Origin of the sequence: Pseudomonas sp. BN417, assembly GCF_029871205.1 — a bacterium.
Classification (GTDB): domain Bacteria; phylum Pseudomonadota; class Gammaproteobacteria; order Pseudomonadales; family Pseudomonadaceae; genus Metapseudomonas.
Genome location: NZ_SSOJ01000138.1, coordinates 1 through 22,441, shown reverse-complemented (window position 1 = coordinate 22,441; position 22,441 = coordinate 1). Strand labels below are relative to the sequence as shown.

The window sequence follows — 22,441 nt, the reverse complement described above, 5'->3', positions numbered from 1 at the left end:
GGTTCTGTAGGTTGGCGTAGAGCGAAGCGAAACCCGACATGCGGACTTGCAGCCTCTCGATGTTGGGCTTCGCTGCGCTCAGCCCAACCTACGAATGTTTCGAGTGTGGTTCAGGCGGCCTTCGGCTTCGGCGGGAACTTCGGCGTGTGCAGGCCCATGGTCATGGCCTTGTGCACCAGGGCCATGATGTCTTCATGGGCCAGGTCGAACAGGCGCTTGAGTTCCGGCAGCACGAAGTAGAGCGGTTGCAGGATGTCGATGCGGTACGGCGTGCGCATGCATTCCAGCGGATCGAAGGCCTGGTGCTCGGGTTCGCCGGATAGAGCGTAGACCGTCTCCTTGGGCGAGGAGAGGATGCCGCCGCCGTAGATGCGCCGGCCTTGCGGGGTGTCCAGCAGGCCGAACTCGATGGTCATCCAGTACAGGCGGGCGAGGTAGACACGCTCTTCCTTGGTCGCCTTGAGGCCGAGCTTGCCATAGGTGTGGGTGAATTCGGCGAACCAGGGGTTGGTCAGCAGCGGGCAGTGGCCAAAGATCTCGTGGAAGATGTCCGGCTCCTGCAGGTAGTCCAGTTCTTCCGGGGTACGGATGAAGGTGGCCACCGGGAATTGCTGGCTGGCCAGCAGTTCGAAGAAGGTCTGGAAGGGGATCAGCGCCGGTACGCGGGCAACGCGCCAACCGGTGGCGGCCTCGAGCACCTTGTTGATCTCACCCAGTTGCGGGATGCGGTCATGGGGCATGCCCAGACGCTCGATGCCATCGAGGTATTCCTGGCACGCACGGCCCTCGACCACTTTCAGCTGGCGGGTGATCAGGGTGTTCCACACCTGATTCTCGGAATCCGGGTAGTGGATGAAACCGTTGGCATCGGGTTCACGGGCCACGTACTGCGTTGCTTTCATTCGGCCTCCTGGGGGGTGGGGCTTCGTTGTTGTGTTGCCCTATCGATAGCGCAGGACAGGCCGCGACGCAGCAGGGGCGGGGGCTCAAGGAGCAGTCGCGCAGCCTGGAAATCGTAAGGAAATTTTTACATTGGCGGCGAGGCGGCCAGATATCGCCTTGTCGCAGTCCTGATTTGTCACATATTCTTGACGGAAAAATAGGGTCGAGAACGGATTTTTCTGTCCGGAACCCAAGCAAAAGCCCGACCCAGGGGTGCCTGATGCGTATCAAAGTCCATTGCCAGAACCGCGTGGGAATCCTCCGCGACATCCTCAACCTGCTCGTCGATTACGGCATCAACGTCAATCGCGGTGAAGTCGGCGGCGACCAGGGCAATGCCATTTACCTGCTCTGTCCGAACCTGATCAACCTGCAGCTGCAGTCCCTGCGGCCGAAGCTTGAAGCCATACCCGGCGTATTCGGCGTCAAACGCGTCGGCCTGATGCCCAGCGAGCGCCGCCACCTGGAGCTGAACGCCCTGCTGGGCGCGTTGGACTTCCCGGTGCTGTCCATCGACATGGGCGGTTCCATAGTCGCCGCCAACCGCGCCGCCGCGCAGCTGCTCGGGGTACGGGTGGACGAGGTGCCGGGCATTCCGCTGGCGCGCTATGTGGAAGACTTCGACCTGCCGGAGCTGGTGCGCGCCAACAAGGCGCGGATCAACGGCCTGCGCATCAAGGTCAAGGGCGACACCTACCTCGCCGATATCGCGCCGCTGCAATCCGAGCACGACGAAAGCGAAGCCCTGGCGGGCGCGGTGCTCACCCTGCACCGCGCCGACCGCGTCGGCGAGCGTATCTACAACGTGCGCAAGCACGAGTTGCGTGGCTTCGACAGCATCTTCCAGAGCTCGCGGGTGATGGCCGCCGTGGTGCGCGAGGCACGGCGCATGGCGCCCCTGGACGCGCCGCTGCTGATCGAGGGCGAGACCGGCACCGGCAAGGAGTTGCTCGCCCGCGCCTGCCACCTGGCCAGCCCGCGCGGCCAGTCGCCCTTCATGGCGCTGAACTGCGCCGGCCTGCCGGAATCCATGGCCGAGACCGAGCTGTTCGGCTACGGGCCCGGCGCCTTCGAAGGGGCGCGGCCTGAAGGCAAGCTGGGCCTGCTGGAGCTCACCGCCGGCGGCACCCTGTTCCTCGACGGCGTCGGCGAGATGAGCCCGCGCCTGCAGGCCAAGCTGCTGCGCTTTCTGCAGGACGGCTGCTTCCGCCGGGTCGGCAGCGACGAGGAGGTCTACCTCGACGTGCGAGTGATCTGCGCCACCCAGGTGGACTTGTCCGAACTCTGCGCCAAGAGCGAATTCCGCCAGGACCTCTACCACCGCCTCAATGTGCTGTCCCTGCATATCCCGCCGCTGCGTGAGTGCCTGGATGGCCTGCCGCCCCTGGTCGAGCACTTCCTCGATTCGGCCAGCCGGCAGATCGGCTGCGGCCTGCCGAAACTGGCGCCGCAAGTGCTGGACAAGCTTGGCCACTATCACTGGCCGGGCAATGTGCGGCAGCTGGAGAACGTGCTGTTCCAGGCGGTGTCGCTGTGCGATGGCGGCACGGTCAAACTCGAGCACATCCGCCTGCCGGACTACGGCGCGCCGCAGCCTTTGGGCGACTTCTCCCTGGACGGCGGGCTGGACGCCATCCTCGGCCGCTTCGAGAAGGCCGTGCTGGAGCGCCTCTATGCCGAGCACCCGAGCAGCCGCCTGCTGGGCAAGCGCCTCGGGGTGTCGCACACCACCATCGCCAACAAGCTGCGCCAGCACGGGCTAGGCAAGGATGACTGACGAAGGGCCAGAGCCTGTTCAGGATCTGCTGCGCGTCGGCGATACGGCGTTAAAAACAGCGTCGGAATGCTCATTTACAGTCGTAAACTCCGCTTCCTCGGCTGTTTTTGCCTTGTCTCGCTCTAGCTCGCGAAATCCTGAATGGGCTCTTAGACCTTGGTGCAATGGCCCCCGTGGCCTGCGCCGCGTAAAAAGGCTCCTGTCTGAATCTTGCGTGATGCGGACACAAGCGTTTCTGACATTCCTCTCCCGGAATGATTGGGCGGGCGACCAACAGGTCGCCCATTTTTTTGCCTGTCGTTCGGGTGGCGGGGAATTGTTCTTCCTGTGGGGGCGAATTCATTCGCTAAGGACCGCGTAGCGGTCCCGGCCCCGCCCAGGGCAGGCCTGCGGCCTGCTCAGCGAATGAATTCGCCCCCACAAGATTCTTTCCACATCTTCTGTGCCGTTTCTTACCCCACCTCCCGGCCCAACCAGTCGAAGAAGGCCTTCACCGGCGGATGGCGCTCCCGCCCCGGCACGCAAAGGGTGGAATAGCCCGCGCCGGCCACGCGGACCTCCGGTCGATAGGGCACCAGCAGGCCACTGGCGAGGCTTTCCGAAACCAGGATGGAACTGGCCAGCACCAGGCCCTGGCCGGCGATCGCCGCCTGCAGGGCGTAGTGTTCCTCGTCGTATTCCCGCTGTGGCGCGACTTCCAGCAGATGCTCGTCGCCGGCCGCCTGGCACCAGGCCTTCCAGCCCAGTTCATAGAGCAGGGCATTGCGCCAGCGCACCGTGATCAGCGTCGGCACTCGGTCCCCCAGGCCGGCCACCAGCGCCGGCGCGCCGTAGACCGCGAAGCATTCATCCAGCAGGCACTGGCTGTGCAGGCTCGGGTATTCGCCCATGCCGTAGCGGATCACCAGGTCGACGCTGGCGTCCTGGTGCAGGTCGATCAGCGCGTTGCTGGTGTCCAGGCGCAGGTTGATCTCCGGGTGCTCGGCATAGAAGCGACCAAGGCGCGGGATCAGCCAGAGGGCGGCGAAAGCCGGCGTGGTGGAGAGCGTCAGGTTGCCGCTGCTGCGCTGCGGACGCAGCTGGTCGAGGGTCTGGGTCACTTCGAGGAGGGCGCCGTGGAGGCTGCCGAACAGGCGCTGGCCACAGTCGGTCAGGCGCACGCTGCGCGGCAGCCGCTCGAACAGCGGCACCCCCAGCCAGCTTTCCAGGCCGCGAATCTGGTGGGACACCGCGGTGGGCGTCACGGCCAGTTCCTCGGCGGCTGCCTTGAAGCTGGACAGGCGCGCGGCGGATTCGAAGCTGCGCAGGGCGGTCAGCGGCAGGTTGGCGAACATGAAGGGCTCAATAGGTGAAATGGATTCATCTGGATGAACTAACGCTCATTTGTCCGTGATGGTCGATGTTACTAGCTTAGTGCCTGAGTTTCTGCCAATTATCGTGCTTCAGGAAGCACGGCCATCAAGGAGATTGAGATGAGTACCATTCTTTCCGTGCAAGGCAGCCCCCGAGGCGAGCGCTCCCATTCCCGCCGCTTGCAGGAGTCCTTCCTCAAGGCCTGGCAGTCTCGCCAGGCTGACAGCCAGGTGCTGCGCCGCGAAGTAGGGCGGGTGGCCATTCCGGCGGTCACGGAGGGCTGGATCGCCGCGGCCTTCCACCCCGAGCCGGAGGCTCGCACCGAGGTGATGAAGGCCGACCTCGCGGTCAGTGACCTGCTGGTGGATGAGCTGTTTGCCGCAGACCGCCTGGTGATCTCCGCGCCCATGCATAACTTCGGCGTGCCCAGCGGGGTCAAGGCCTGGATCGATCAGATCGTCCGCATTCGCCGCACCTTCGACTTCGACCCGAGCAAGCCGGGTAACCCCTATACCCCGCTGGTGCTGGGCCGCAAGGCGCTGATCATCACCACGCGCGGCGATTACGGCTACGGGCCGGGTGGCACCAACGCCCATCTGAATCACGCCGACGTCCACCTGAGCGCGGTGCTGGGGTTCATCGGCATCACCGACGTCACGGTGGTGGCTGTGGAGAGCGACGAGTTCGGCGGCCAGGCCTTCGAGCAGTCCTACCAGCGCGCCGAGCGGACCCTGGCGGACCTCGCGGAAACCTTCTGAGGAGACGGCCATGGCCTGGATATTCCTGCTGGTGGCGGCCGTCTTCGAGGTGCTGTTCGCCATGGGCATGAAGTACGCCGAAGGCTTCACCCGGCCCTGGCCCAGCCTGCTGGTGGTGGTGGCTGCGGTGGCCGGTATCTACTTCCTGACCCTGTCCATGCGGGTGTTGCCGGTGAGCATCGCCTACCCCATCTGGACCGCCATCGGCACCCTGGGTACCGTGCTGCTGGGCTTTCTGCTGCTGGGGGAAGCGCTGACTCCGGCGAAGCTGGTGTCTGTGGGGTTGATCGTCGCGGGGGTGGCGGGGCTACGGTAGGTTGTGGCTGAGCTCAGCGAAGCCCAACGATCGGGGCCCGCTTCGCGCGCCATGTTGGGCTTCGTTCCTCAGCGCCAACCTACGGGGCGGCGATGCCGCCCAATCGCGAATGAATTCGCCCGTACAGGATTCGCGCGACCCCGGCCGTCCTATCTGCGGCTGACCTGCACCGCCGGCGCCAGGTCCTGGCACTGGGTGTTCAGGCCGGGTGCCAGGTAGGGTTGGAGGATCGGCGCCATGCCTTTGAGCACCTGCACGGGCAGGGCGGACGTGAAGCTGAACTTGTCGGCCTGGCTGCCTTCGACGAAGGCGGTCAGGGTGCCGAAGTGGCGCGGGCCCAGGTAGAAGACGAAGGTGGCGGTGCGGTTCATCGGCTTGGAGCTCTTCACCGCGCCATAGCGGGTTACGGTCTGGATGCGGTTGTCGCCGGTGCCGGTCTTGCCGCCCAGCACCAGCGGGTGGCCGTCGGGCAGGGTGAAACTGCCTTGCAGGCGCCGCGCGGTGCCGCCTTCCACCACCTTGGAGAGCGAGTCGCGCAGGGTCGCGGCCACTTCCGACGTCATAACCCGCTTGCCTTCGCCGGTCTGATAGCCGACCAGGGTCTCGTAGGGCGTATCGGCGGCGAAATGCAGTTGGTCGATGCGCAGGGTGGGCTGGCGGACGCCGTCGTTGAGGACGATGCCCATCAGTTCGGCCAGGGCCGCCGGCCGGTCGCCGGAGCTGCCCAGGGCGGTGGCCAGCGACGGCACCAGGTGGTCGAAGGGATAGCCCAGGGACTTCCAGTGCTCGTGGATGTCGAGGAAGGCTTCCACCTCCAGCATGATGCGGATGCGCTTGTCGCGGGCGTACTTGCGCTTGGACTTGAACAGCCAGCCATACACTTCACGTCGCTCGTCACCGCTGGCTTCCACGGCTTCGCGGTAGGTCGCCGTCGGGTGCGCCTGCAGGTAGCCCAGCAACCAGAGCTCCAGCGGATGCACGCGGGCCACGTAGCCCTGGTCGTTGAGGTTGAAGGCACCCGGTCCGTAGCGGGTGTAGAGGTCTTCGACGCGTTTGTCGGTCAGCGGGGGATTGGCCTTGGGCACCCGCTCGCGCATGAAGGCGGCGAAGGTGGCGAGGTCGGCCTGGGGCTGCAGGTAGCGGTGGATGGCGGCCATCCGCGCGCCCCAGGGGTTGAGGCCGTCGAGGAAGGTGGACAGGCGCTGTTCCGCATCCTTGCCCTGGTACTTGTTCCAGAACCGCCGCAGGTAGGTCTGGCTCTCGCGGGAGATGAACAGGTCCAGATAACCCTGGCGGCGCGGGTCCTTGTCGTCGCTGAGCAGTTGCATCTTGCCGCCGTCGGGGCGGTACATGTCGTGCCGCACCACGTCGCGCAACAGGCGCACGAACGGCAGGTTGATCGATTCGCGCAGGGCATCGCGCAGGGTCGGCCGGCGGTCGTTGTCTTCCTTGCGGAAGTTGTTGAAGGCATGCAGGCCACCGCCGGTGAAGAAGCTTTCATAGGGGCTGGCCGAATACTTGCGGTCCATGGAGGCCTGGAGCATGGCGGTGAGGTCGCGGTCCTTGGTCTGGATCAGGTAGTCGATGGCCCAGCGGGTGATGAAGTCGAGCTTGTCGACCGGCACCTTGCGCAATTCTTCCGGCGTCATGGCGGCGTAGCGCCGGTGCAGGGTGGCGACGTTTTCCAGGTAGGTGGCCAATACCCGGAACTTGGCGGTGGAGCCCAGTTCCAGCTTGCTGCCCTCGTTGATGTCGAAGGGCTGGTCGGTGTTGTCGGTCTGCACCCGCACGCGGTTGCCGGACGGGGTGCGCTCGAAGAGGGTGAAGCTGTAGCGCACCTCTCGGGTCTTCTCCGGCGACAGCAGGCGTTCGCCGTAGAGGCCCACCTGTTCGGCGAAGGCCGGGTCGGCCAGACGCCGCAGGTAGTCGGTGACGGCGTTCTGCAGCTCGCTCTGCAGGGTACTGCTGGCGGTGAGGTCAAGACGATCGAGGTCGTAGAGCGGCATCTTCAGCAGGCCGGAGAGGCGGCTGCGGGCGACGCTGATGCCCTTGTTGGCTTCAACGCTCTGCATTGCCGGCTCTTCCACCCAGTTGCGGAAGCGCAGGCGTGCGCCCAGGGCGGCATCGCGCAGGGCCGGGTCAATGACTGCGGCGGCGGCCAGCACGCGGATATGGCTGTCGGTCAGAGTGTTCAGCTCTTCATGGGCGCTGGACAGGTAATAGGAAGGGCGGCGCTGGGCGATGAACAGCGAGAGCACCTGGCGCATGGCCAGGCCGCGCTCGGCCAGCGGACTGTCCTTGTTCGCCAGCACCTGGTTGACCTTGCTGAAATCGGCGCCGTACCAGACCCGCAGGCCGTCGGCGATGCCGTGCACCTCGCCATGCCCCGGCGCCGCCGAGAGCGGCACGCTGTTGAGGTAGTCCATGACGATGCGCTTGCGAATGGCCAGGGTTTCCGGGCCGTTCTGGTAGGCGCGCACGCTGGCGGACACCATCTGGCGGATCTTCTCGGTGGCCGAGACGGTGCGACCGAAGGGCGAGTGGCGATATTTCTCCAGCTGGGTGGCCAGGGTGCTGCCGCCGGCGGACTGGCCGTCCAGGTCGATGGCCTTGCCCATTTGCGTCAGCGCCGCCTTGGAAAAGCGCGGCCAGTCGACGGCGGGGTTGGCCAGGGGTTCATTGTGGTCCAGCAGCTTGCGGTTCTCGATGAACAGCAGACTGCTCACCAGCAACGGCGGGATGCTGTCGAAGCTCGGATAACGCAACTGCGGGTAGCTGAACTGGTAGAAGGGCAGGCCGCGGCAGTCGCAGATGCTGATGCCGGCCTGGACCTTCTCCCGGTAGGGCGGGAACAGCCCGCGCTCGGTGTAATTGACCAGGGCCGGGGAGAAGCGGGCCTGCTGCTGGATCGCGAAGCCGCGCTTTTCCAGGCGGTCGAGCATCTGCGGCAGGAAGGCGTAGCCCAGGCGACGGTCGAAGGGGCCGTCACCGGGGTACCGGATGGAATTACTCGGGCCTTCCCCCAGCTTGTAGCTCAGGGTGGCTGCGTAACGGCTGAATTCCCGCGCCTGGAACCTCGAGGTGCGCATCTCGTGGGTGGCGGCCAGGCCTACAATGCCGGCGGTCAGCAGGCAGACGCTCCAGAACAGCAAACGGTGCTTGCGGCGGGACTTTTTCGGGGGAATGGCGGGGTCATTGAGATGACCTTGGGGTACCTCGTTCCTGGCTTCGTCAGATTGCCATATTGCGCCCATAGTTCACCGGCCTGGCCTGCTACCGCTCTTGCTTCCAATCTTAGTAGGTCGCGGGCGCGCTGCATGCCGGAGTGACGGCAAAATGGGAGCGAATCAATGGCAGGCGATAATCGGAAGCAACTTGGCCACAGCTGGCACGCCAACGCCCTAGCTTGGACCCGTGCGGTGCGGGAAAGTCGCATCGAAAGCAGGCAACTGGCCACTGACCGGGCCATCATCGAGGCGGTGCTGGCGCACCAGCCGGCGCGAGTGCTGGACCTCGGCTGCGGCGAGGGCTGGCTGTGCCGGGCCCTGGCCGGGGCGGGAGTGGAGGTGTTGGGTGTCGACGCTTCGGCACCTCTGGTGGAGGCGGCGCGGGAGGCGGGCGGCGATTTCCTCTGTCTGGACTACGGCCAAATTCAGGCAGATCCTGCCCAGTTGGGCCAATTCGCCGCGGTAGTGTGCAATTTCGCCCTGTTCGAGGAGCAGCTGGCCCCGCTGCTGGCCGCCGTGCGCGCCCTCCTGGCGGCCGAGGGCGTGCTGCTGATCCAGACCGTCCACCCCTGGCAGGCGCGAGGCCAGGAGGGTTACCGGGATGGCTGGCGATGCGAGGACTTCGCGGCCTTCGCAGGCGAGTTCCCGGAGCCGATGCCCTGGTACTTCCGTACCCTGGAGTCCTGGTGCGAAGTGCTGCAGCGCAGTGGTTTCCGGATCGAGGCCCTGCGCGAGCCGGCCCATCCGCACACCGGTGAGCCGCTGTCCCTTTTGCTGGAGGCAAGGCCCTCGTCATGACCGTTCGGCCGAAAGCATCACGGGCGATTCTGGGGTTTTCCGGCCTGGCGGCGGGAAATCCTGTCGATCCATTTCCGGCTTTTGCGACGATCGCCGGTACAGTCCCTACCCAGGTTGGCCCTGGTACCCCAGTGCACCAAAAGTAGGCATGACGTTACCTCCTCTTTATGCAAGACTCGCCGCCGATCTCGGACGCGTCCGCTCCCGCATGACTGTTCCGCCCCACAAGGACGGGCCTGTCAGGCGGCCAAGGGTCGTCACCACGACCTGGTTTTCCGGCAGCGCGCCTGACTCCTCGACAACTACAAGATGAGGTACCACTGCATGTCCGTTGCTGATCATCAGCCACAACATGAATCGCTGCACCGAGACCTCGGTGAGCGGCATATCCGCCTGATGGCCCTTGGCGCCTGCATCGGCGTCGGCCTGTTCCTCGGGTCGGCCAAGGCGATCCAGATGGCCGGCCCGGCCATCATGCTCTCCTACATCATCGGCGGCCTCGCCATCCTGGTGATCATGCGCGCCCTCGGCGAGATGGCCGTGCACAACCCAGTGGCCGGCTCCTTCAGCCGCTACGCCCAGGACTACCTCGGCCCTCTGGCCGGCTTCCTCACCGGCTGGAACTACTGGTTCCTCTGGCTGGTGACCTGCGTGGCGGAAATCACCGCCGTGGCCATCTATATGGGCGTCTGGTTCCCCGAGGTGCCACGCTGGATCTGGGCCCTGGCGGCGCTGGTCAGCATGGGCAGCATCAACCTGATCGCCGTGCGCGCCTTCGGTGAGTTCGAGTTCTGGTTCGCCCTGATCAAGATCGTCACCATCGTCGCCATGGTGGTCGCCGGCACCGGCATGATCGTCTTCGGCCTGGGTAACGACGGCGTCGCCACCGGTATCGCCAACCTCTGGGAGCACGGCGGCTTCATGCCCAATGGCGTGCAGGGCGTGCTGATGTCGCTGCAGATGGTCATGTTCGCCTACCTCGGCGTGGAGATGATCGGCCTTACCGCCGGCGAGGCGAAGAACCCGCAGAAGACCATTCCCCAGGCCATCGGCTCGGTGTTCTGGCGCATCCTGCTGTTCTACGTCGGCGCGCTGTTCGTGATCCTCTCCATCTACCCCTGGAACGAGATCGGTACCCAGGGCAGCCCCTTCGTGATGACCTTCGAGAGCCTCGGCATCAAGACCGCCGCCGGCATCATCAACTTCGTGGTGATCACCGCCGCGCTGAGTTCCTGCAACGGCGGCATCTTCAGCACCGGCCGCATGCTCTACAGCCTGGCCCAGCAAGGCCAGGCGCCGCGCGCCTTCGCCGTCACCTCCAATGGCGTGCCGCGCCGCGCCCTGCTGCTGTCCGGCGCCGCGCTGCTGCTGGGCGTACTGCTGAACTACCTGGTGCCGGAGAAGGTATTCGTCTGGGTGACCTCCATCGCCACCTTCGGCGCCATCTGGACCTGGGCGATGATCCTTCTCGCGCAGATGAAGTTCCGCCGCAGCCTCAGCCCCGCCGAGCAGGGCAAGCTGCAGTACCGCATGTGGCTGTTCCCCGTCAGTTCCTACCTGGCGATGGCGTTCCTGGTGCTGGTGGTCGGCCTGATGGCCTACTTCCCCGACACCCGTGTCGCGCTCTACGTGGGCCCGGCCTTCCTGGCCCTGCTGGTGGTGCTCTACAGAGTGTTCAACCTGGCGCCGGCCAAGGCCGCAGAGCCGGTTGGCGCCGCCGCCTGACGCCTGCCTTCGCCATGACCATCGGGCCCGCCATGTGCGGGCCCGATGCATTCTGGGGGTTGGACCCTGGCGTAAGAAGCTAGGCTGAATCAATCCGTCTATTGAATGGAGGACACCGCCATGGCCGGTTCTACTGCAATTCCCTGCCTGCGTTACCGCGATGGGCCTGCCGCCATCTCCTGGCTCTGCCGCACCTTCGGCTTCGTCGAGCACCTGGTGGTGGCTGAGCAGGACGGCAGCATCGCCCACGCCCAGCTCAGCCTCGACGGCGGCATGATCATGCTCGGCTCGGTGCGCGACAACGACTACGGCCGCCAGCTGCGCCAACCCGACGAGGTTGGCGGACTGGGCAGCCAGGGCATCTACCTGGTGGTGACTGACGTCGATGCCGTGCACGCCCGCGCCCTGGCCGCCGGGGCTACCGTGGTCCTGCCGCTGAAGGATGAGGATTACGGCGGCCGCAGCTTCAGCTGTCGCGACCCGGAAGGCCACCTGTGGAGCATCGGTTCCTACGACCCCTGGGCTTGAGCCGTGCCGTGCATTGCCGGAATATCGCGCCCCAGCTGCCGGCAATCCACTGAACGGACTTCCTGAGGACCGAGCCATGCACAGCATTACCTTCCCCGACGGCATCCAGGTGCCCGCCATTGGCCAGGGCACCTGGCACATGGGCGAGAGCCGCAGCGAGCGCAAGCGCGAAGTCGCGGCCCTGCGCCAGGGCCTGGAACTGGGCCTGAAACTGATCGACTGCGCCGAAATGTACGCCGAAGGCGGCGCCGAGGAGGTGGTGGGAGAAGCCATCGCCGGCCTGCGCGAGCAGGTCTTCCTGGTCAGCAAGGTCTATCCCTGGAACGCCAGTCGCAGGGGCACCGCCCAGGCTTGCGAGAGCAGCCTCAGGCGACTTGGCACCGACCACCTCGACCTCTACCTGCTGCACTGGCGCGGCGAGCACCCGCTGGAGGAGACCGTCGAAGCCTTCGAGCGCCTGCGTGAGCAGGGCAAGATCGCCCGCTGGGGTGTCTCCAACCTCGATCTCGACGACCTCCATGAACTGCCCGCCGGTTGTGCCGCCAACCAGGTCCTTTACAACCCTGAGGCGCGCGGCGTCGAGTTCGACCTGCTGCCCTTCCAGCAGCAACAGGGCGTGCCGCTCATGGCCTACTGCCCGGTGGGGCAGGGCGGCAAGCTGCTGCGCAACGCCGCCCTCCAGGAAATCGCGCGCCGCCACGAGGCAAGTCCTGCCCAGGTCGCCCTGGCCTGGGCCCTGCGCCAGGATGGGGTGATGGTCATTCCCAAGGCCGTCGACCCCCTGCACATCCAGCAGAACGCCGAGGCCCACAAACTCCAGCTCAGCGCCGACGATCTCGCCCTGATCGACCACAGCTTCCCGCCGCCCAGGCGCAAGGGGCCATTGGCGATGGTCTGAGGCCGGCGAGCGTTCCCTCTTGTGGGAGCGAATTTATTCGCGAATGAATTCGCTCCCACAGAAGAACAGTGCATTGTCCACCATCAGGGGATGGAACCCGCCTGATGGCAAGATAATTCCTCTAGCCAGATTCCTATTGTCCGACAGCTCTCATAGACTCTTGCCCAGTTCTTTCCAGGGAAAGGTCCTTATGAAACGCACGCTGCAGTGGACGCTGTTGGGCTTGATGGGACTGGTCGCCGCCGCCTGGGCGGAGGAACCACCCGCGCCGGACCCCTTGCTCGATGCGCCCGCCGTGGCGGCCCCGGCCAGCAGCGATGCCCGCGGCGTGCTGCGTGCCCGCCACCAGGCCGTGCTGGCCAGCGAACTGGCCGGGCGCATTGTCGATATGCCCTATGCCGAAGGCCAGGCGTTCAAGAAGGGGGAGGTGCTGGTGCGCTTCGACTGCAGCGCCTACCAGGCCCAGCTGAACGCGGCCAACGCCGCGGTGCGCGCGGCGCGGGAAGAGCTCCGGAACAAACAGCAATTGGCGGCCCTCAACTCGGTGGGACGCTTCGAAGTGGCCCTGGCCGAGGCGCGCCAGGCCCAGTCCCAGGCCGAGGCCCAGGTCTACCAGGTGCAGGTGCAGCGCTGCCAGGTGAAAGCACCCTTCGACGGCCAGGTGGTGGCGCGCAAAGTGCAGCCCCACGAGAGCGTGGCCAGCGGCGCGCCCCTGCTGGAAGTTGTGGATAACCGCACCCTTGAGATCCACCTGCTGGTGCCTTCCCGCTGGCTGAGCCGGCTCAAGCCCGAGCAGAGCTTCAGCTTCGTTCCCGATGAAACCGGCAAGTCGCTGCAGGCGGTGATCAAGCGCCTGGGAGCACGGATCGACGAAGGCAGCCAGACCCTGCTGCTGATCGGCGGTCTGCCGGACGACGCCCCGGGCCTGCTGGCCGGCATGAGCGGCACCGCGCACTTCCCGGAGACGCCATGAGCGCGGCCCTGCCCGGTGCCGCCGAGCGCGTCTTCGCGCTCTTCCTTGGCCTGGAGAAGCAGGCCCGCCAGGCTGCCAGCACCGAGCAACTGGCCTTTTGCATGGTCAACGACGGCCAATCGCTGTTCGGCTTCCGCCATGCCGCGCTGCTGATCGCCGGCAAGGTTCAGGCCCTCACCGGCATCAGCCTGGTGGAGCCCAACGCTCCCTTCGTGGCCTTCGTCGAACGCGCTGCAGGACAGCTGCTCGACCAGGGCCAGTTGGACGAGCCCCGCGCTGTCGACGCAACGCTGTTGGACGAACAGGCCCGCGCCGATTGGCAGGCGCTGTCGGCCGCCCAGGCGTTCTGGCTGCCCTTGAAGGTCCGGGGCGGCGAAGTTTTCGGCGGCCTCTGGCTGGCCCGCGACCGGGCCTTCAACGACGCCGAGCAGGCCCTGCTGGCCCAGCTCGGCGACACCTACGCCCACGCCTGGCTGGCCTTGCAGCCACGCAAGCCCTGGCGCCTGCGCTGGCCGAAGAAGAAGCTCCTGGCCATTGCCGGCGGCCTTTGCCTGCTGCTCCTGCTGCCGGTGCGCCAGTCGGTGCTGGCGCCGGCCGAAGTGGTGCCCCAGGGCGGCCGGGTGGTCGCGGCGCCGCTGGACGGGGTGATCGCCGAATTCCTGGTCAAGCCCAACCAGAGCGTGGCCGCCGGCGACCTGCTGGTGCGCTTCGACGCCACCAGCCTCAAGGCCCAGGCCGATGTCGCCGAGCGCACCCTCGGCGTGGCCGAGGCGGAACTCAAGGCCAACAGCCAGCGCGCCTTCGCCGATGCCGAATCCAGCGCACGCATCGACCTGCTGGCGGCGCGGGTGGAGCAGAAGCGCGCCGAGCGCGACTACGCCAGGCAGTTGTTGGCGCGCAGCGAAGTGCGCGCCGAACGTGCCGGCATCGCGGTGTTCGCCGATGCCGAACGCTGGACCGGCAAACCGGTGCAGACCGGCGAGCGCCTGATGCAGATCGCCGATCCGGCCCAGGCCGAGTTGCGCATCGAGCTGCCAGTGGGGGACGCCATTGCCCTGCAGCCCGGCGCCGAGGTGGCGCTGTTCCTCGACAGCGATCCGCTCGATCGCCACAGCGCGCGGCTCGAACGGGCCGCCTATGAAGCCCAGGCCACCGCTGCCGGGCAACTGGCCTACCGCCTCGATGCCGCCTTCGCCGAAGCGCCGCCGCGCATCGGCCTGCGCGGTACCGCCAAATTGTTCGGCGAGCGCGCGCCGCTGGCCTATTACCTGCTGCGCCGGCCCCTGGCGGCGCTGCGTCAGGGGCTGGGCTTCTGATGCTGCCGGCCCTGCGCCCCGACCTGCAGCTGTCGCCAGCCGCCCCCGGCCTGGACGGCGCGCCCCAGTGGACCTTGGCCGACCCGTTGCGCGGGCGCTATTTCAAGCTCGGTGCCGCCGCCGTACGCCTGCTGCGCCACTGGGCCCTGAGCGATCCGCAGCAGGTACTGAGCGCGGCCAACGCCGAGCCGGGCCTGCCCCTGGGCGTCGCCGAGCTGGAAGAGCTGCTGCGCTTTCTCCGTGGCCATGACCTGATCGCCGCCCTGGACGGGGAACAGCGCGCCAGCTACGGCGCCAAGGCCGCCTCCCAGCGCCAGAGCCCGGCAAAACGGGCGCTGCACCAGTACCTGTTCTTCCGTATTCCGTTGTGGCGCCCGGATGCCTTCCTCAACCGCACCTGGCCCGTGCTGCAGCGCAATGGCCGCTGGCTGCTGCACTGGGGGCTGCCGCTGGTATTCGCGCTCGGCCTGTTCCTGGTGGCGCGCGACTGGGAGCGCTTCCTCGCCACCTTCCCGCACCTGTTCAGCCTGGGCGGCGCCATGGCCTTCGGCATCGCCCTGACCTTCGCCAAGCTCTGCCACGAGTTCGGCCACGCCTTCATGGCCAAGCGCGCCGGCTGCCGGGTGCAGAGCATGGGCCTGGCCTTCATGGTGCTGCTGCCGATGTTCTACACCGACGTCAGCGACGCCTGGCGGGTCAACGACCGCCGCTCGCGGCTGTTGATCGGTGCCGGCGGCGTGCTGGCCGAACTGGTGCTGGCAGTGCTGGCGCTGCTGGCCTGGTCGCTGCTGCCGGATGGCCCGATGCGCACCTCGGCCTTCATGCTCGCCAGCGCGACCTGGATCACCACCCTGGTGATCAACCTCAACCCCTTCATGCGTTTCGATGGCTACTTCCTGCTCAGCGACCTCTGGGCTGTGGATAACCTCCAGGCGCGGGCCTTCGCCCTCTGCCGCTGGCGCCTGCGCGAGGCGCTGTTCGGCTACGGCGAGCCCATGCCCGAACCCTGGCAACCGGCCTTGGCGCGGCGCCTGCTGGTCTGGGGCTACGGCGCCTGGCTGTGGCGCGCGGTGCTGTTCTTCGGCATCGCCCTGGCGGTCTACCACCTGTTCTTCAAGGTACTCGGCATCTTCCTGATGCTGGTGGAGCTGGTCTGGTTCATCGGCCTGCCGATCTGGAAGGAGCTGCGCGAATGGTGGCAGCGCCGCGACCAGGCACAGCCGGGCAAGGTGCTGCTGACCGGCGCCGGGCTGCTTCTCCTGCTGGCGCTGCTGATGCTGCCCTGGCGCAGCTCGGTGGAGGTGCCGGCCCTGCTGGAAGCCTCCCGCGCCACAGCTCTGCACGCGCCGCTGGCGGCGCGGTTGAAGCAACTGCACGTGGTGGATGGCCAGGCGGTGGGGCAGGGCGACCTGCTGCTGGAGCTGGAGTCCCCCGACCTGGATTCGCGCCAGGTCATCGTTCGCCGCGAGATCGAAATCCTCCAGCTGCAGCTGCGCCGCCAGGCCGGACGCAGCGAAACGGCGGCCGACGCCGGCATCCTCGAACAGCGCCTGGCCGAGGCCGTGGCCGAGTACCGGGGCCTTGCCGCCCAGCGCGAACGCCTGCAACTGCGCGCGCCCCGATCCGGGGTGGTGCGCGACCTGTTGCCGGACCTGACCCCGGGCCGCTGGCTCAGCCCCGCGGAAACCCTGGCACGGGTGGTCGAACCCGGCTTGCGCCTGCGTGGCTACCTGGCCGAGGAACAGCTCTGGCGCGTCGAACCGGGTGCCCAAGGGCGCTTCATCGCCGACGATCCGGCGCGCCCGGCGCTGCCGGTGCGGCTGGACGAAGTGGATGCCACCGGCGTCGCTTACCTGGAGTTGGAAGCCCTGAGTTCCGACCACCATGGCCCTATCGCCATACGTCGCGACGCCCAGCGCCGGGCCGAACCGGTTCAGGCCCAGTACGGCGTGCGCCTGAGCCTGCTGGATGCTTCGATCCAGCCGGCCCAGCCCCTGCGCGGTGTGGTGGTGCTGGATGGGCAGGGGCAGTCGCTGCTCGGCTTCGCCTGGCGCCGGCTGGCCGCGCTTGGGGTCAGGGAAAGCGGTTTCTGAGGCAAGGCCACCCACCACACAGGAGCAAGGACAGTTCCATGCCAACGTCACCACTGCCGGTCTGCTCGCGCCTGCCCCTGCGCTTCGAGCTGGCACCACTCCTGGATGCGCTGGCGCGAATCGACGCCGCCGCGTGGCAGGGCCACTTCAACACGGGCTATTACGAGGGCGACTGGAGCGGCGTCGCGCTGATCACGCCGGAAGACGCACCGCTGCCGCTGGCCCCCGGCCTCGGCGCGCCGATGCGCAGCGGCTGGTGGCAGCGGGAAACGGCCTGGAACCACCTGCTGGATGCCTTCCAGACCAGGGTGCGCAGCGCACGCCTGCTGCGCCTTGGGCCGGGCTCGCGCATCCATGAACACTGCGACCCCGACCTGGGCCTGCCGGGCAGCGACCTGCGCCTGCATGTGCCGCTGCTGAGCCCGCCGGGCGTGGAGTTTCTTGTCGACGGCCTGCAGGTGCCCATGCGGCCCGGCGAGTGCTGGTTCCTCGACCTGTCCCGCCCGCATCGTGTGGATAACCCGGGGCCGGGCGAGCGCATTCACCTGGTGCTGGATTGCCATCCCAATGACTGGCTGCTGGCGGCTGTTCACCAAGGGTTGCCTGACACCCCCGCGTTACAGCCGGGGAGGGCGGTGCAGGCGTTCGCGCAATTCCGCCGGCAGGTGGCAGGGGATGTCGCGCTTGCCCGGCAACTGCAGGGCCTGACCGATGTGCGCGACTTCACCCGCGAAGTGGTGCGACTGGGCGCGGAGCTGGGCCTGCTTTTTGCCGAGGCGGAGGTTCGCGCGGCCATGCGCCAGGGCAAGCAGGCATGGCGCGAACAATGGAAGGTGTGAACATGAGCGAAGACCTGAACGGCTGGTTGCCCATCCGCGCCTGGCGGTATGACGGCGAATGGCGGGTGGACTGGTGCTGGTTCGGCGAGCAGCAACTGAACCGGCCGTTCTTCCGTGACGACGTGGAACTGGCCCTGCGCCTGCCCTTCAACCAGGCCTTTCGTCGCGACACCCCGCTGGCGTCCCTGCTCGACTGGCAGGCGGCCAGCCCCGGCCTGGCGCCTGGCGCCTTGATCTTTCACGCCTCGCGCTGCGGTTCCACCTTGCTGGCGCAGTTGCTCGCCGGCATCGAACGCAACATCGTGCTGTCCGAGCCGCCGCCGCTGGACAGCCTGCTGCGTGCGCACTTCATCGACCCCGCTGCAGCCGCGCAACAGGCCGGCTGGGTGTGCGCGTTGCTGTCGGCCTACGGCCAGCGTCGGCGCGGTATCGAAGAGCGGCTGATGATCAAGCTCGATGCCTGGAACGTCTTCGAGGCGCCGATGCTGAGCGAGCTCTACCCGGACACACCGCGCATCTTCCTCTATCGCGACCCGCTGGAAATCGTCGTCTCGCAACTGCGCCAGCCCGGCATGCACAGCGTGCCGGGCTTTCTTGGCCCCTCGGCGCTGGACCTCGCCGAGGAAGAGGCCCAGGCCATGTCGCCGCTGGAATTCACCAGCCGCAGCATCGGCCGCATCCTCGAACAGGGCCTGGAACTGTGCCGACGCCACGGCGGCGTGCCGGTGAACTACAGCGAACTGCCCGATGCCCTCTGGGGTCGGCTGGCGCCCCTGTTCGACGTGCGCGAGACCGAGGTGCCGCGCTTGCGGGAAATCGCCGCCTTCGACGCCAAGCAACCCGCCATGTGGTTCAGCGCCGACAGCCAGCGCAAGCGCGAGGCGGCCGATGACCGGGTGCGCGAAGCCGTGGATCGCTGGGCCCGCGCGCCCTACGAGTCCCTGGAGAGGCTGCGCCGTTAGAGTAGAAGCTTCATACAAATGTCTAGGAATAATCCTATTGATTCTTGAGAAGACAGTGGCTAGTGGCCGGCAGCTTCGGCTAATCTCTCGTCGTTGAGGTCGCGTGATATCAAAATAATAGGAAGCCGGCTCTTCCCAAGGGGAAAAGTCAGCAAGGACGCACGACGCCATGCCAACTCTCGAGTTGCACCTTCGCTCCATTGCGCAAACCGACCTGGCGTTCCTGCGGGCGCTCTACGCGACCACCCGCGCCGACGAAATGGCCTCCACCGGCTGGACCCAGCCGGCCATCGATGCCTTCCTCGCCCAACAGTTCGACGCCCAGCACCGCTATTACCAGGAGCACTACCACGACGCGCAGTTCTCCCTGATCTGCCATCGCGGCCAGGCCATAGGCCGGCTTTATGTCTTCCGCGGGCCCAATACGCTCAACCTGATCGACATCGCCCTGCTGCCTGAATGGCGGCGGCACGGCATCGGTACGCGCTACCTGCAGGCACTGACCCTCGAAGCCGACGAGTCGGGCAAGGCGATCCGCCTGTTCGTCGAGTCCGACAATCCAGCGCGGCGCCTCTACGAGCGCTTCGGCTTCGTGGTCACCGGCAACAACCGGGTCTACCTGCAGATGCAGCGCAGCGCCAGTACGCCCCACGCACAGGAAGTACCCGCATGACCTCGATCCCTTCTCGCCAGGAATTCGAACAGCAGCTCCAGCAGCCATGGCACCTGAGCTGGGAGGGCGGCGAGGGTATCGCCGTGACCCTGGTGGAAGTCAGCGAGGGCGCCGCGATGAATGCCCGGTACGAATGCTACAGCGCCGTCTTCGCCCAGCCCGTCGGCATCCAGCTGCCGCAGCACATCTACCTGCTGCGCAGCCCCAGCAGCGCCCAGTGGCCGGTGCTGCTGTGCCCGATCGGACCGGACGAGGAGGGTGAGCGCCATTTGCTGCAGGCGGTGTTCCACCGCCGCAAGGCCCAGTAGGGCGAGCCAGAAGGTTGACCCGCGCAGCGATGCGCAACCTGCCGCACAGGCGGCATCAACAAGGAGCAACAGCAATGAGCGATCCCTTCATTGGCGAAATCCGCATGGTCGGTTTCAACTTCGCCCCCCGTGGCTGGGCGCAATGCTCTGGCCAACTGCTCTCGATTTCCCAGAACCAGGCGCTGTTCTCGCTGCTTGGCACCATGTACGGCGGCAATGGCCAGGTCACCTTCGGCCTGCCCGACTTCCGTGGCCGCAGCCCGGTCGGGCAGGGGCAGGGTGCAGGCCTGAGCCCGATCGACATCGGTGAAGTGAGCGGCACGGAGAACGTGACCATCCTCTCCACCCAGATGCCTGCCCACACCCATACCGCGGTACCCACCAGCACCTCCATCGCCGCTTCCGGCCAGGCGTCCATTCCGGCCGCGACCACCGGCACCACCCAGGCCAATCCGGGACCGACCACCGTGCTGGGTCCGGTTGCGGCGGGCGGACGGGGCGGCACCCTGTACGCGACCACCGCAGCCGACACCACCCTGGCGCCTTTCAACGTCAGTGTGCTGGGCGACATGCCGGGCATCACCATCGGCCTCACCGGCGGCAGCCAGCCCCTGGGGATTCGCAACCCCTTCCTGGGTACCAACTTCGTGATCGCGCTGGAAGGGATCTTCCCGTCGCGCAACTGATCCCGGAGCGCCTCTGGCGAACCGGACTCGCAACAGGCTGTGGGGGAAAGCCGTCCCAGGCTTTCCCCGTATCGAATGCTGTAGGAGGTACCCCATGTGGTGGAACAGGACTGCCCCGGAAAAATCGTCGAACCCGCCGGCAAGGAGCGCGCTCGCCGTGGCGCTCGAGCCCCGGATGATGTTCGACGGCGCGGTCGCTGCCACGGCTGTCGAGGTGGCGGATGCCCAGCCGGCAGCCGATGCCGCCGACAACCAGGCCTCCACCCATGACGCCTCCTCCAGCAGCGATACCCTGGCCGCGACCCCGGCCGGCACGGCGGACAACCGCCAGGAAGTGGTGTTCGTCGACAGTCAGGTCAAGGACTACCAGCAGCTCGTCAACGGCCTCAAACCCGGCACCGAAGTGGTGGTGCTGGATGCGAACAAGGACGGCCTGCAGCAGATCGCCGACTACCTCGGCGGCCGCAGCGGCATCGACGCCATCCATATCCTCAGTCATGGCGACGTGGGCAAGGTCCAGCTCGGCAACGACTGGCTGGAAGGTGGCGACCTCGCCACCCGTAGCGGTCTGCTGAACGCCATCGGCCAGTCGATGGGCAGCGACGGCGACATCCTGCTGTACGGGTGCCAGGTCGGCGCCAATGGGGAGGGGCAAGCCTTCATCGATGGCCTGGCCTCCGCCACGGGGGCGGATGTCGCCGCATCCAGCGACCTGACCGGCGCGGTATCGAAGGGCGGGGACTGGGAGCTGGAGAGCCGCAGTGGGCTGGTGGAATCCTCCGCGATGGGCGTGGCGGGCTACCAGCACCTTCTCCTCGCTCCGGCGGATGAGAATTATGACGATGATTCTGGCCAGTCCTTCTCCAACACCGCCGTTTTCAACTTTGATGGCGTCAAGTACACCATCACGGGCACTGCGGGGAACAGCTACTCCAGTGTGATCAGTAACGATTCCTTCTCGCCCTTGGGCAATGGCGGCACGGATTACTACCTTCTGTTCGACTCTGTCGGACTCAATGGCATAAGCAGTATCAAGATCGAGGCTCTCGATGGCAGCGCTTTCCGGCTATTGGGGCTGTCCATCGACGGAATCGCGGATGCGGATATTTCCATCACGCCCAATGGGGGAAGTGCGGTCAACTTTGCCAGTAATGGCAGCTTCGTTACTTCGGAGAACTTCAGTTTCTCGGCCAACACCCAGTTCCACAACATCACCAGTTTCACGATTTCCGGCGGGAACCTGCTTCTAAACCTGGACGACCTGAATTTCGATGCGCCGCAGGTAGCCCCTACGCTGACGTCTGCGACCGTCGCCGACACCAACCTCAAGGCCGGCGAGACGTCGCTGGTGACCTTCACCTTCAACACCGCCGTGAGCGGTTTCACCACCGCCGACCTCACCGTTGCCAATGGCAGCATTACCGGGCTGTCCAGCAGCAACGGCGGCCTCACCTGGACCGGCACCCTGACGCCCACTGCCGACACCACCGACCCCACCAACTTGATCACGGTGAACCTCGCCGGGGTCACGTCGGTCAGCACCGGTACCGCCGGCTCGGGCACGGCGAGTTCCAACAACTACGCCATCGATACCGAACGGCCGACCGCGACCATAGTGGTGGCGGACAGCGCCTTGCGAGTCGGCGAAACTTCGCTGGTGACCATAACCTTCAGCGAGTCCGTGAGCGGTCTCACCAACGCCGACCTGACCATCGCCAACGGTACCCTGACCGCGGTGAGCAGCAGCGACGGCGGCATCACCTGGACCGGCACCTTCACCCCGAGCGCCAGCATCACCGATACGACCAACCTGATCACCCTGGACAACACCGGCATCGCCGACCTGGCCGGCAACGCTGGCAGCGGCACCACCGACTCCAACAACTACGCCATCGATACGGTGCGGCCGACAGCGACCATCGTGGTCGCCGACAGCGCCCTCAGTGCCGGTGAAACCTCGCTGGTGACCATTACCTTCAGCGAGGCGGTGAGCGGCTTCACCAACGCCGACCTGACCATCGCCAACGGCACCTTGAGCGCGGTCAGCAGCAGCGACGGCGGCATTACCTGGACCGCCACCTTCACCCCGACCGATGGCATCAGCGACGCCAGCAACCTGATCACCCTGAACAACACCGGGATTAGCGACCTGGCCGGCAATACCGGCAGCGGCACCACGGACTCGGGCAACTATGTGATCAACACTGCGCACCCGACCGCGACCATAGTGGTGGCCGACAATGCCTTGAGGATCGGTGAAACCTCGCTG

General features: G+C 66.5%; 19 protein-coding genes. 16 read left to right on the top strand and 3 right to left on the bottom strand.

The annotated features are described in order from the left end of the window. Positions 1-110: 110 nt before the first annotated feature. A complete protein-coding gene (gene phhA, locus E8F11_RS17950; protein WP_280290186.1) occupies positions 111-902 on the bottom strand; it encodes a phenylalanine 4-monooxygenase in 792 nt (263 codons plus the stop codon). 260 nt (positions 903-1,162) lie between these two features. Between phhA and E8F11_RS17945 the strand changes: the two genes are divergently transcribed. Next, positions 1,163-2,719: a sigma-54-dependent transcriptional regulator gene (locus tag E8F11_RS17945; RefSeq protein ID WP_280290185.1), complete on the top strand. Its 1,557-nt coding sequence runs from the start codon at positions 1,163-1,165 to the stop codon at positions 2,717-2,719. Positions 2,720-3,171: 452 nt separating this feature from the next. Here the strand turns inward: E8F11_RS17945 and E8F11_RS17940 are convergent, their stop codons facing one another. After that, positions 3,172-4,053 carry a LysR substrate-binding domain-containing protein gene (locus E8F11_RS17940; RefSeq protein ID WP_280290184.1) on the bottom strand — a complete coding sequence of 294 codons (882 nt, stop codon included), beginning with the start codon at positions 4,051-4,053 and terminating at the stop codon, positions 3,172-3,174. A gap of 138 nt (positions 4,054-4,191) precedes the next feature. Between E8F11_RS17940 and E8F11_RS17935 the strand changes: the two genes are divergently transcribed. Continuing rightward, positions 4,192-4,830, top strand: a complete 639-nt coding sequence (locus tag E8F11_RS17935; RefSeq protein ID WP_280290183.1) for an NAD(P)H-dependent oxidoreductase — start codon at positions 4,192-4,194, stop codon at positions 4,828-4,830. Between the two features lie 10 nt (positions 4,831-4,840). After that, entirely contained in the window at positions 4,841-5,146 is a 306-nt protein-coding gene (locus E8F11_RS17930) for a multidrug efflux SMR transporter (protein ID WP_280290182.1), read from the top strand. 149 nt (positions 5,147-5,295) lie between these two features. Here E8F11_RS17930 and E8F11_RS17925 read toward each other — a convergent pair whose 3' ends face one another. After that, positions 5,296-8,235: a transglycosylase domain-containing protein gene (locus E8F11_RS17925; RefSeq protein WP_280290232.1), complete on the bottom strand. Its 2,940-nt coding sequence runs from the start codon at positions 8,233-8,235 to the stop codon at positions 5,296-5,298. A 261-nt stretch (positions 8,236-8,496) separates the two neighbouring features. Between E8F11_RS17925 and E8F11_RS17920 the strand changes: the two genes are divergently transcribed. From E8F11_RS17920 to E8F11_RS17860, 13 genes are all read left to right on the top strand, one after another. Continuing rightward, positions 8,497-9,171 (top strand): class I SAM-dependent methyltransferase, encoded by a 675-nt coding sequence (locus tag E8F11_RS17920; RefSeq protein WP_280290181.1) that lies wholly within the window; start codon positions 8,497-8,499, stop codon positions 9,169-9,171. Positions 9,172-9,495: 324 nt separating this feature from the next. Further along, positions 9,496-10,896 (top strand): amino acid permease, encoded by a 1,401-nt coding sequence (locus E8F11_RS17915; RefSeq protein ID WP_280290180.1) that lies wholly within the window; start codon positions 9,496-9,498, stop codon positions 10,894-10,896. Positions 10,897-11,016: 120 nt separating this feature from the next. Then, a complete protein-coding gene (locus tag E8F11_RS17910; RefSeq protein WP_280290179.1) occupies positions 11,017-11,424 on the top strand; it encodes a VOC family protein in 408 nt (135 codons plus the stop codon). 76 nt (positions 11,425-11,500) lie between these two features. Next, positions 11,501-12,322, top strand: coding sequence for an aldo/keto reductase (locus tag E8F11_RS17905; protein WP_280290178.1), 822 nt, complete (start codon positions 11,501-11,503; stop codon positions 12,320-12,322). A 190-nt stretch (positions 12,323-12,512) separates the two neighbouring features. Beyond that, positions 12,513-13,295, top strand: a complete 783-nt coding sequence (locus E8F11_RS17900; protein WP_280290177.1) for an efflux RND transporter periplasmic adaptor subunit — start codon at positions 12,513-12,515, stop codon at positions 13,293-13,295. Next, positions 13,292-14,611, top strand: coding sequence for an HlyD family efflux transporter periplasmic adaptor subunit (locus E8F11_RS17895; protein ID WP_280290176.1), 1,320 nt, complete (start codon positions 13,292-13,294; stop codon positions 14,609-14,611). The genes E8F11_RS17900 and E8F11_RS17895 overlap by 4 nt, the downstream gene beginning before the upstream one ends. Then, a complete protein-coding gene (locus E8F11_RS17890) occupies positions 14,608-16,704 on the top strand; it encodes an HlyD family efflux transporter periplasmic adaptor subunit (RefSeq protein ID WP_280290231.1) in 2,097 nt (698 codons plus the stop codon). The genes E8F11_RS17895 and E8F11_RS17890 overlap by 4 nt, the downstream gene beginning before the upstream one ends. Positions 16,705-16,742: 38 nt before the next feature. Then, a complete protein-coding gene (locus E8F11_RS17885; RefSeq protein WP_280290175.1) occupies positions 16,743-17,543 on the top strand; it encodes an aspartyl/asparaginyl beta-hydroxylase domain-containing protein in 801 nt (266 codons plus the stop codon). 2 nt (positions 17,544-17,545) lie between these two features. Continuing rightward, positions 17,546-18,505, top strand: coding sequence for a sulfotransferase family protein (locus E8F11_RS17880; RefSeq protein ID WP_280290174.1), 960 nt, complete (start codon positions 17,546-17,548; stop codon positions 18,503-18,505). Positions 18,506-18,674: 169 nt separating this feature from the next. Beyond that, the gene (locus E8F11_RS17875) at positions 18,675-19,178 is read left to right on the top strand and encodes a GNAT family N-acetyltransferase (RefSeq protein WP_280290173.1); all 504 of its coding nucleotides are present in this window, start codon (positions 18,675-18,677) and stop codon (positions 19,176-19,178) included. After that, on the top strand, positions 19,175-19,486 hold the full coding sequence (locus E8F11_RS17870) for a hypothetical protein (protein WP_280290172.1): 312 nt from the start codon (positions 19,175-19,177) through the stop codon (positions 19,484-19,486). The genes E8F11_RS17875 and E8F11_RS17870 overlap by 4 nt, the downstream gene beginning before the upstream one ends. A gap of 74 nt (positions 19,487-19,560) precedes the next feature. Further along, entirely contained in the window at positions 19,561-20,172 is a 612-nt protein-coding gene (locus E8F11_RS17865) for a tail fiber protein (protein WP_280290171.1), read from the top strand. Positions 20,173-20,266: 94 nt separating this feature from the next. Further along, positions 20,267-22,441: Ig-like domain-containing protein (locus E8F11_RS17860; RefSeq protein WP_280290170.1), on the top strand; the 2,175-nt coding region annotated here is incomplete at its 3' end.

Coding starts and splice junctions, on each gene's coding strand:
- E8F11_RS17910 (WP_280290179.1), top strand. CDS start 11,017: ATGGCCGGTTCTACTGCAATTCCCTGCCTGCGTTACCGCGATGGGCCT.
- phhA (WP_280290186.1), bottom strand. CDS start 902: ATGAAAGCAACGCAGTACGTGGCCCGTGAACCCGATGCCAACGGTTTC.
- E8F11_RS17900 (WP_280290177.1), top strand. CDS start 12,513: ATGAAACGCACGCTGCAGTGGACGCTGTTGGGCTTGATGGGACTGGTC.
- E8F11_RS17920 (WP_280290181.1), top strand. CDS start 8,497: ATGGCAGGCGATAATCGGAAGCAACTTGGCCACAGCTGGCACGCCAAC.
- E8F11_RS17905 (WP_280290178.1), top strand. CDS start 11,501: ATGCACAGCATTACCTTCCCCGACGGCATCCAGGTGCCCGCCATTGGC.
- E8F11_RS17895 (WP_280290176.1), top strand. CDS start 13,292: ATGAGCGCGGCCCTGCCCGGTGCCGCCGAGCGCGTCTTCGCGCTCTTC.
- E8F11_RS17870 (WP_280290172.1), top strand. CDS start 19,175: ATGACCTCGATCCCTTCTCGCCAGGAATTCGAACAGCAGCTCCAGCAG.
- E8F11_RS17925 (WP_280290232.1), bottom strand. CDS start 8,235: ATGCGCACCTCGAGGTTCCAGGCGCGGGAATTCAGCCGTTACGCAGCC.
- E8F11_RS17930 (WP_280290182.1), top strand. CDS start 4,841: ATGGCCTGGATATTCCTGCTGGTGGCGGCCGTCTTCGAGGTGCTGTTC.
- E8F11_RS17915 (WP_280290180.1), top strand. CDS start 9,496: ATGTCCGTTGCTGATCATCAGCCACAACATGAATCGCTGCACCGAGAC.
- E8F11_RS17940 (WP_280290184.1), bottom strand. CDS start 4,053: ATGTTCGCCAACCTGCCGCTGACCGCCCTGCGCAGCTTCGAATCCGCC.
- E8F11_RS17865 (WP_280290171.1), top strand. CDS start 19,561: ATGAGCGATCCCTTCATTGGCGAAATCCGCATGGTCGGTTTCAACTTC.
- E8F11_RS17935 (WP_280290183.1), top strand. CDS start 4,192: ATGAGTACCATTCTTTCCGTGCAAGGCAGCCCCCGAGGCGAGCGCTCC.
- E8F11_RS17875 (WP_280290173.1), top strand. CDS start 18,675: ATGCCAACTCTCGAGTTGCACCTTCGCTCCATTGCGCAAACCGACCTG.
- E8F11_RS17945 (WP_280290185.1), top strand. CDS start 1,163: ATGCGTATCAAAGTCCATTGCCAGAACCGCGTGGGAATCCTCCGCGAC.
- E8F11_RS17885 (WP_280290175.1), top strand. CDS start 16,743: ATGCCAACGTCACCACTGCCGGTCTGCTCGCGCCTGCCCCTGCGCTTC.
- E8F11_RS17880 (WP_280290174.1), top strand. CDS start 17,546: ATGAGCGAAGACCTGAACGGCTGGTTGCCCATCCGCGCCTGGCGGTAT.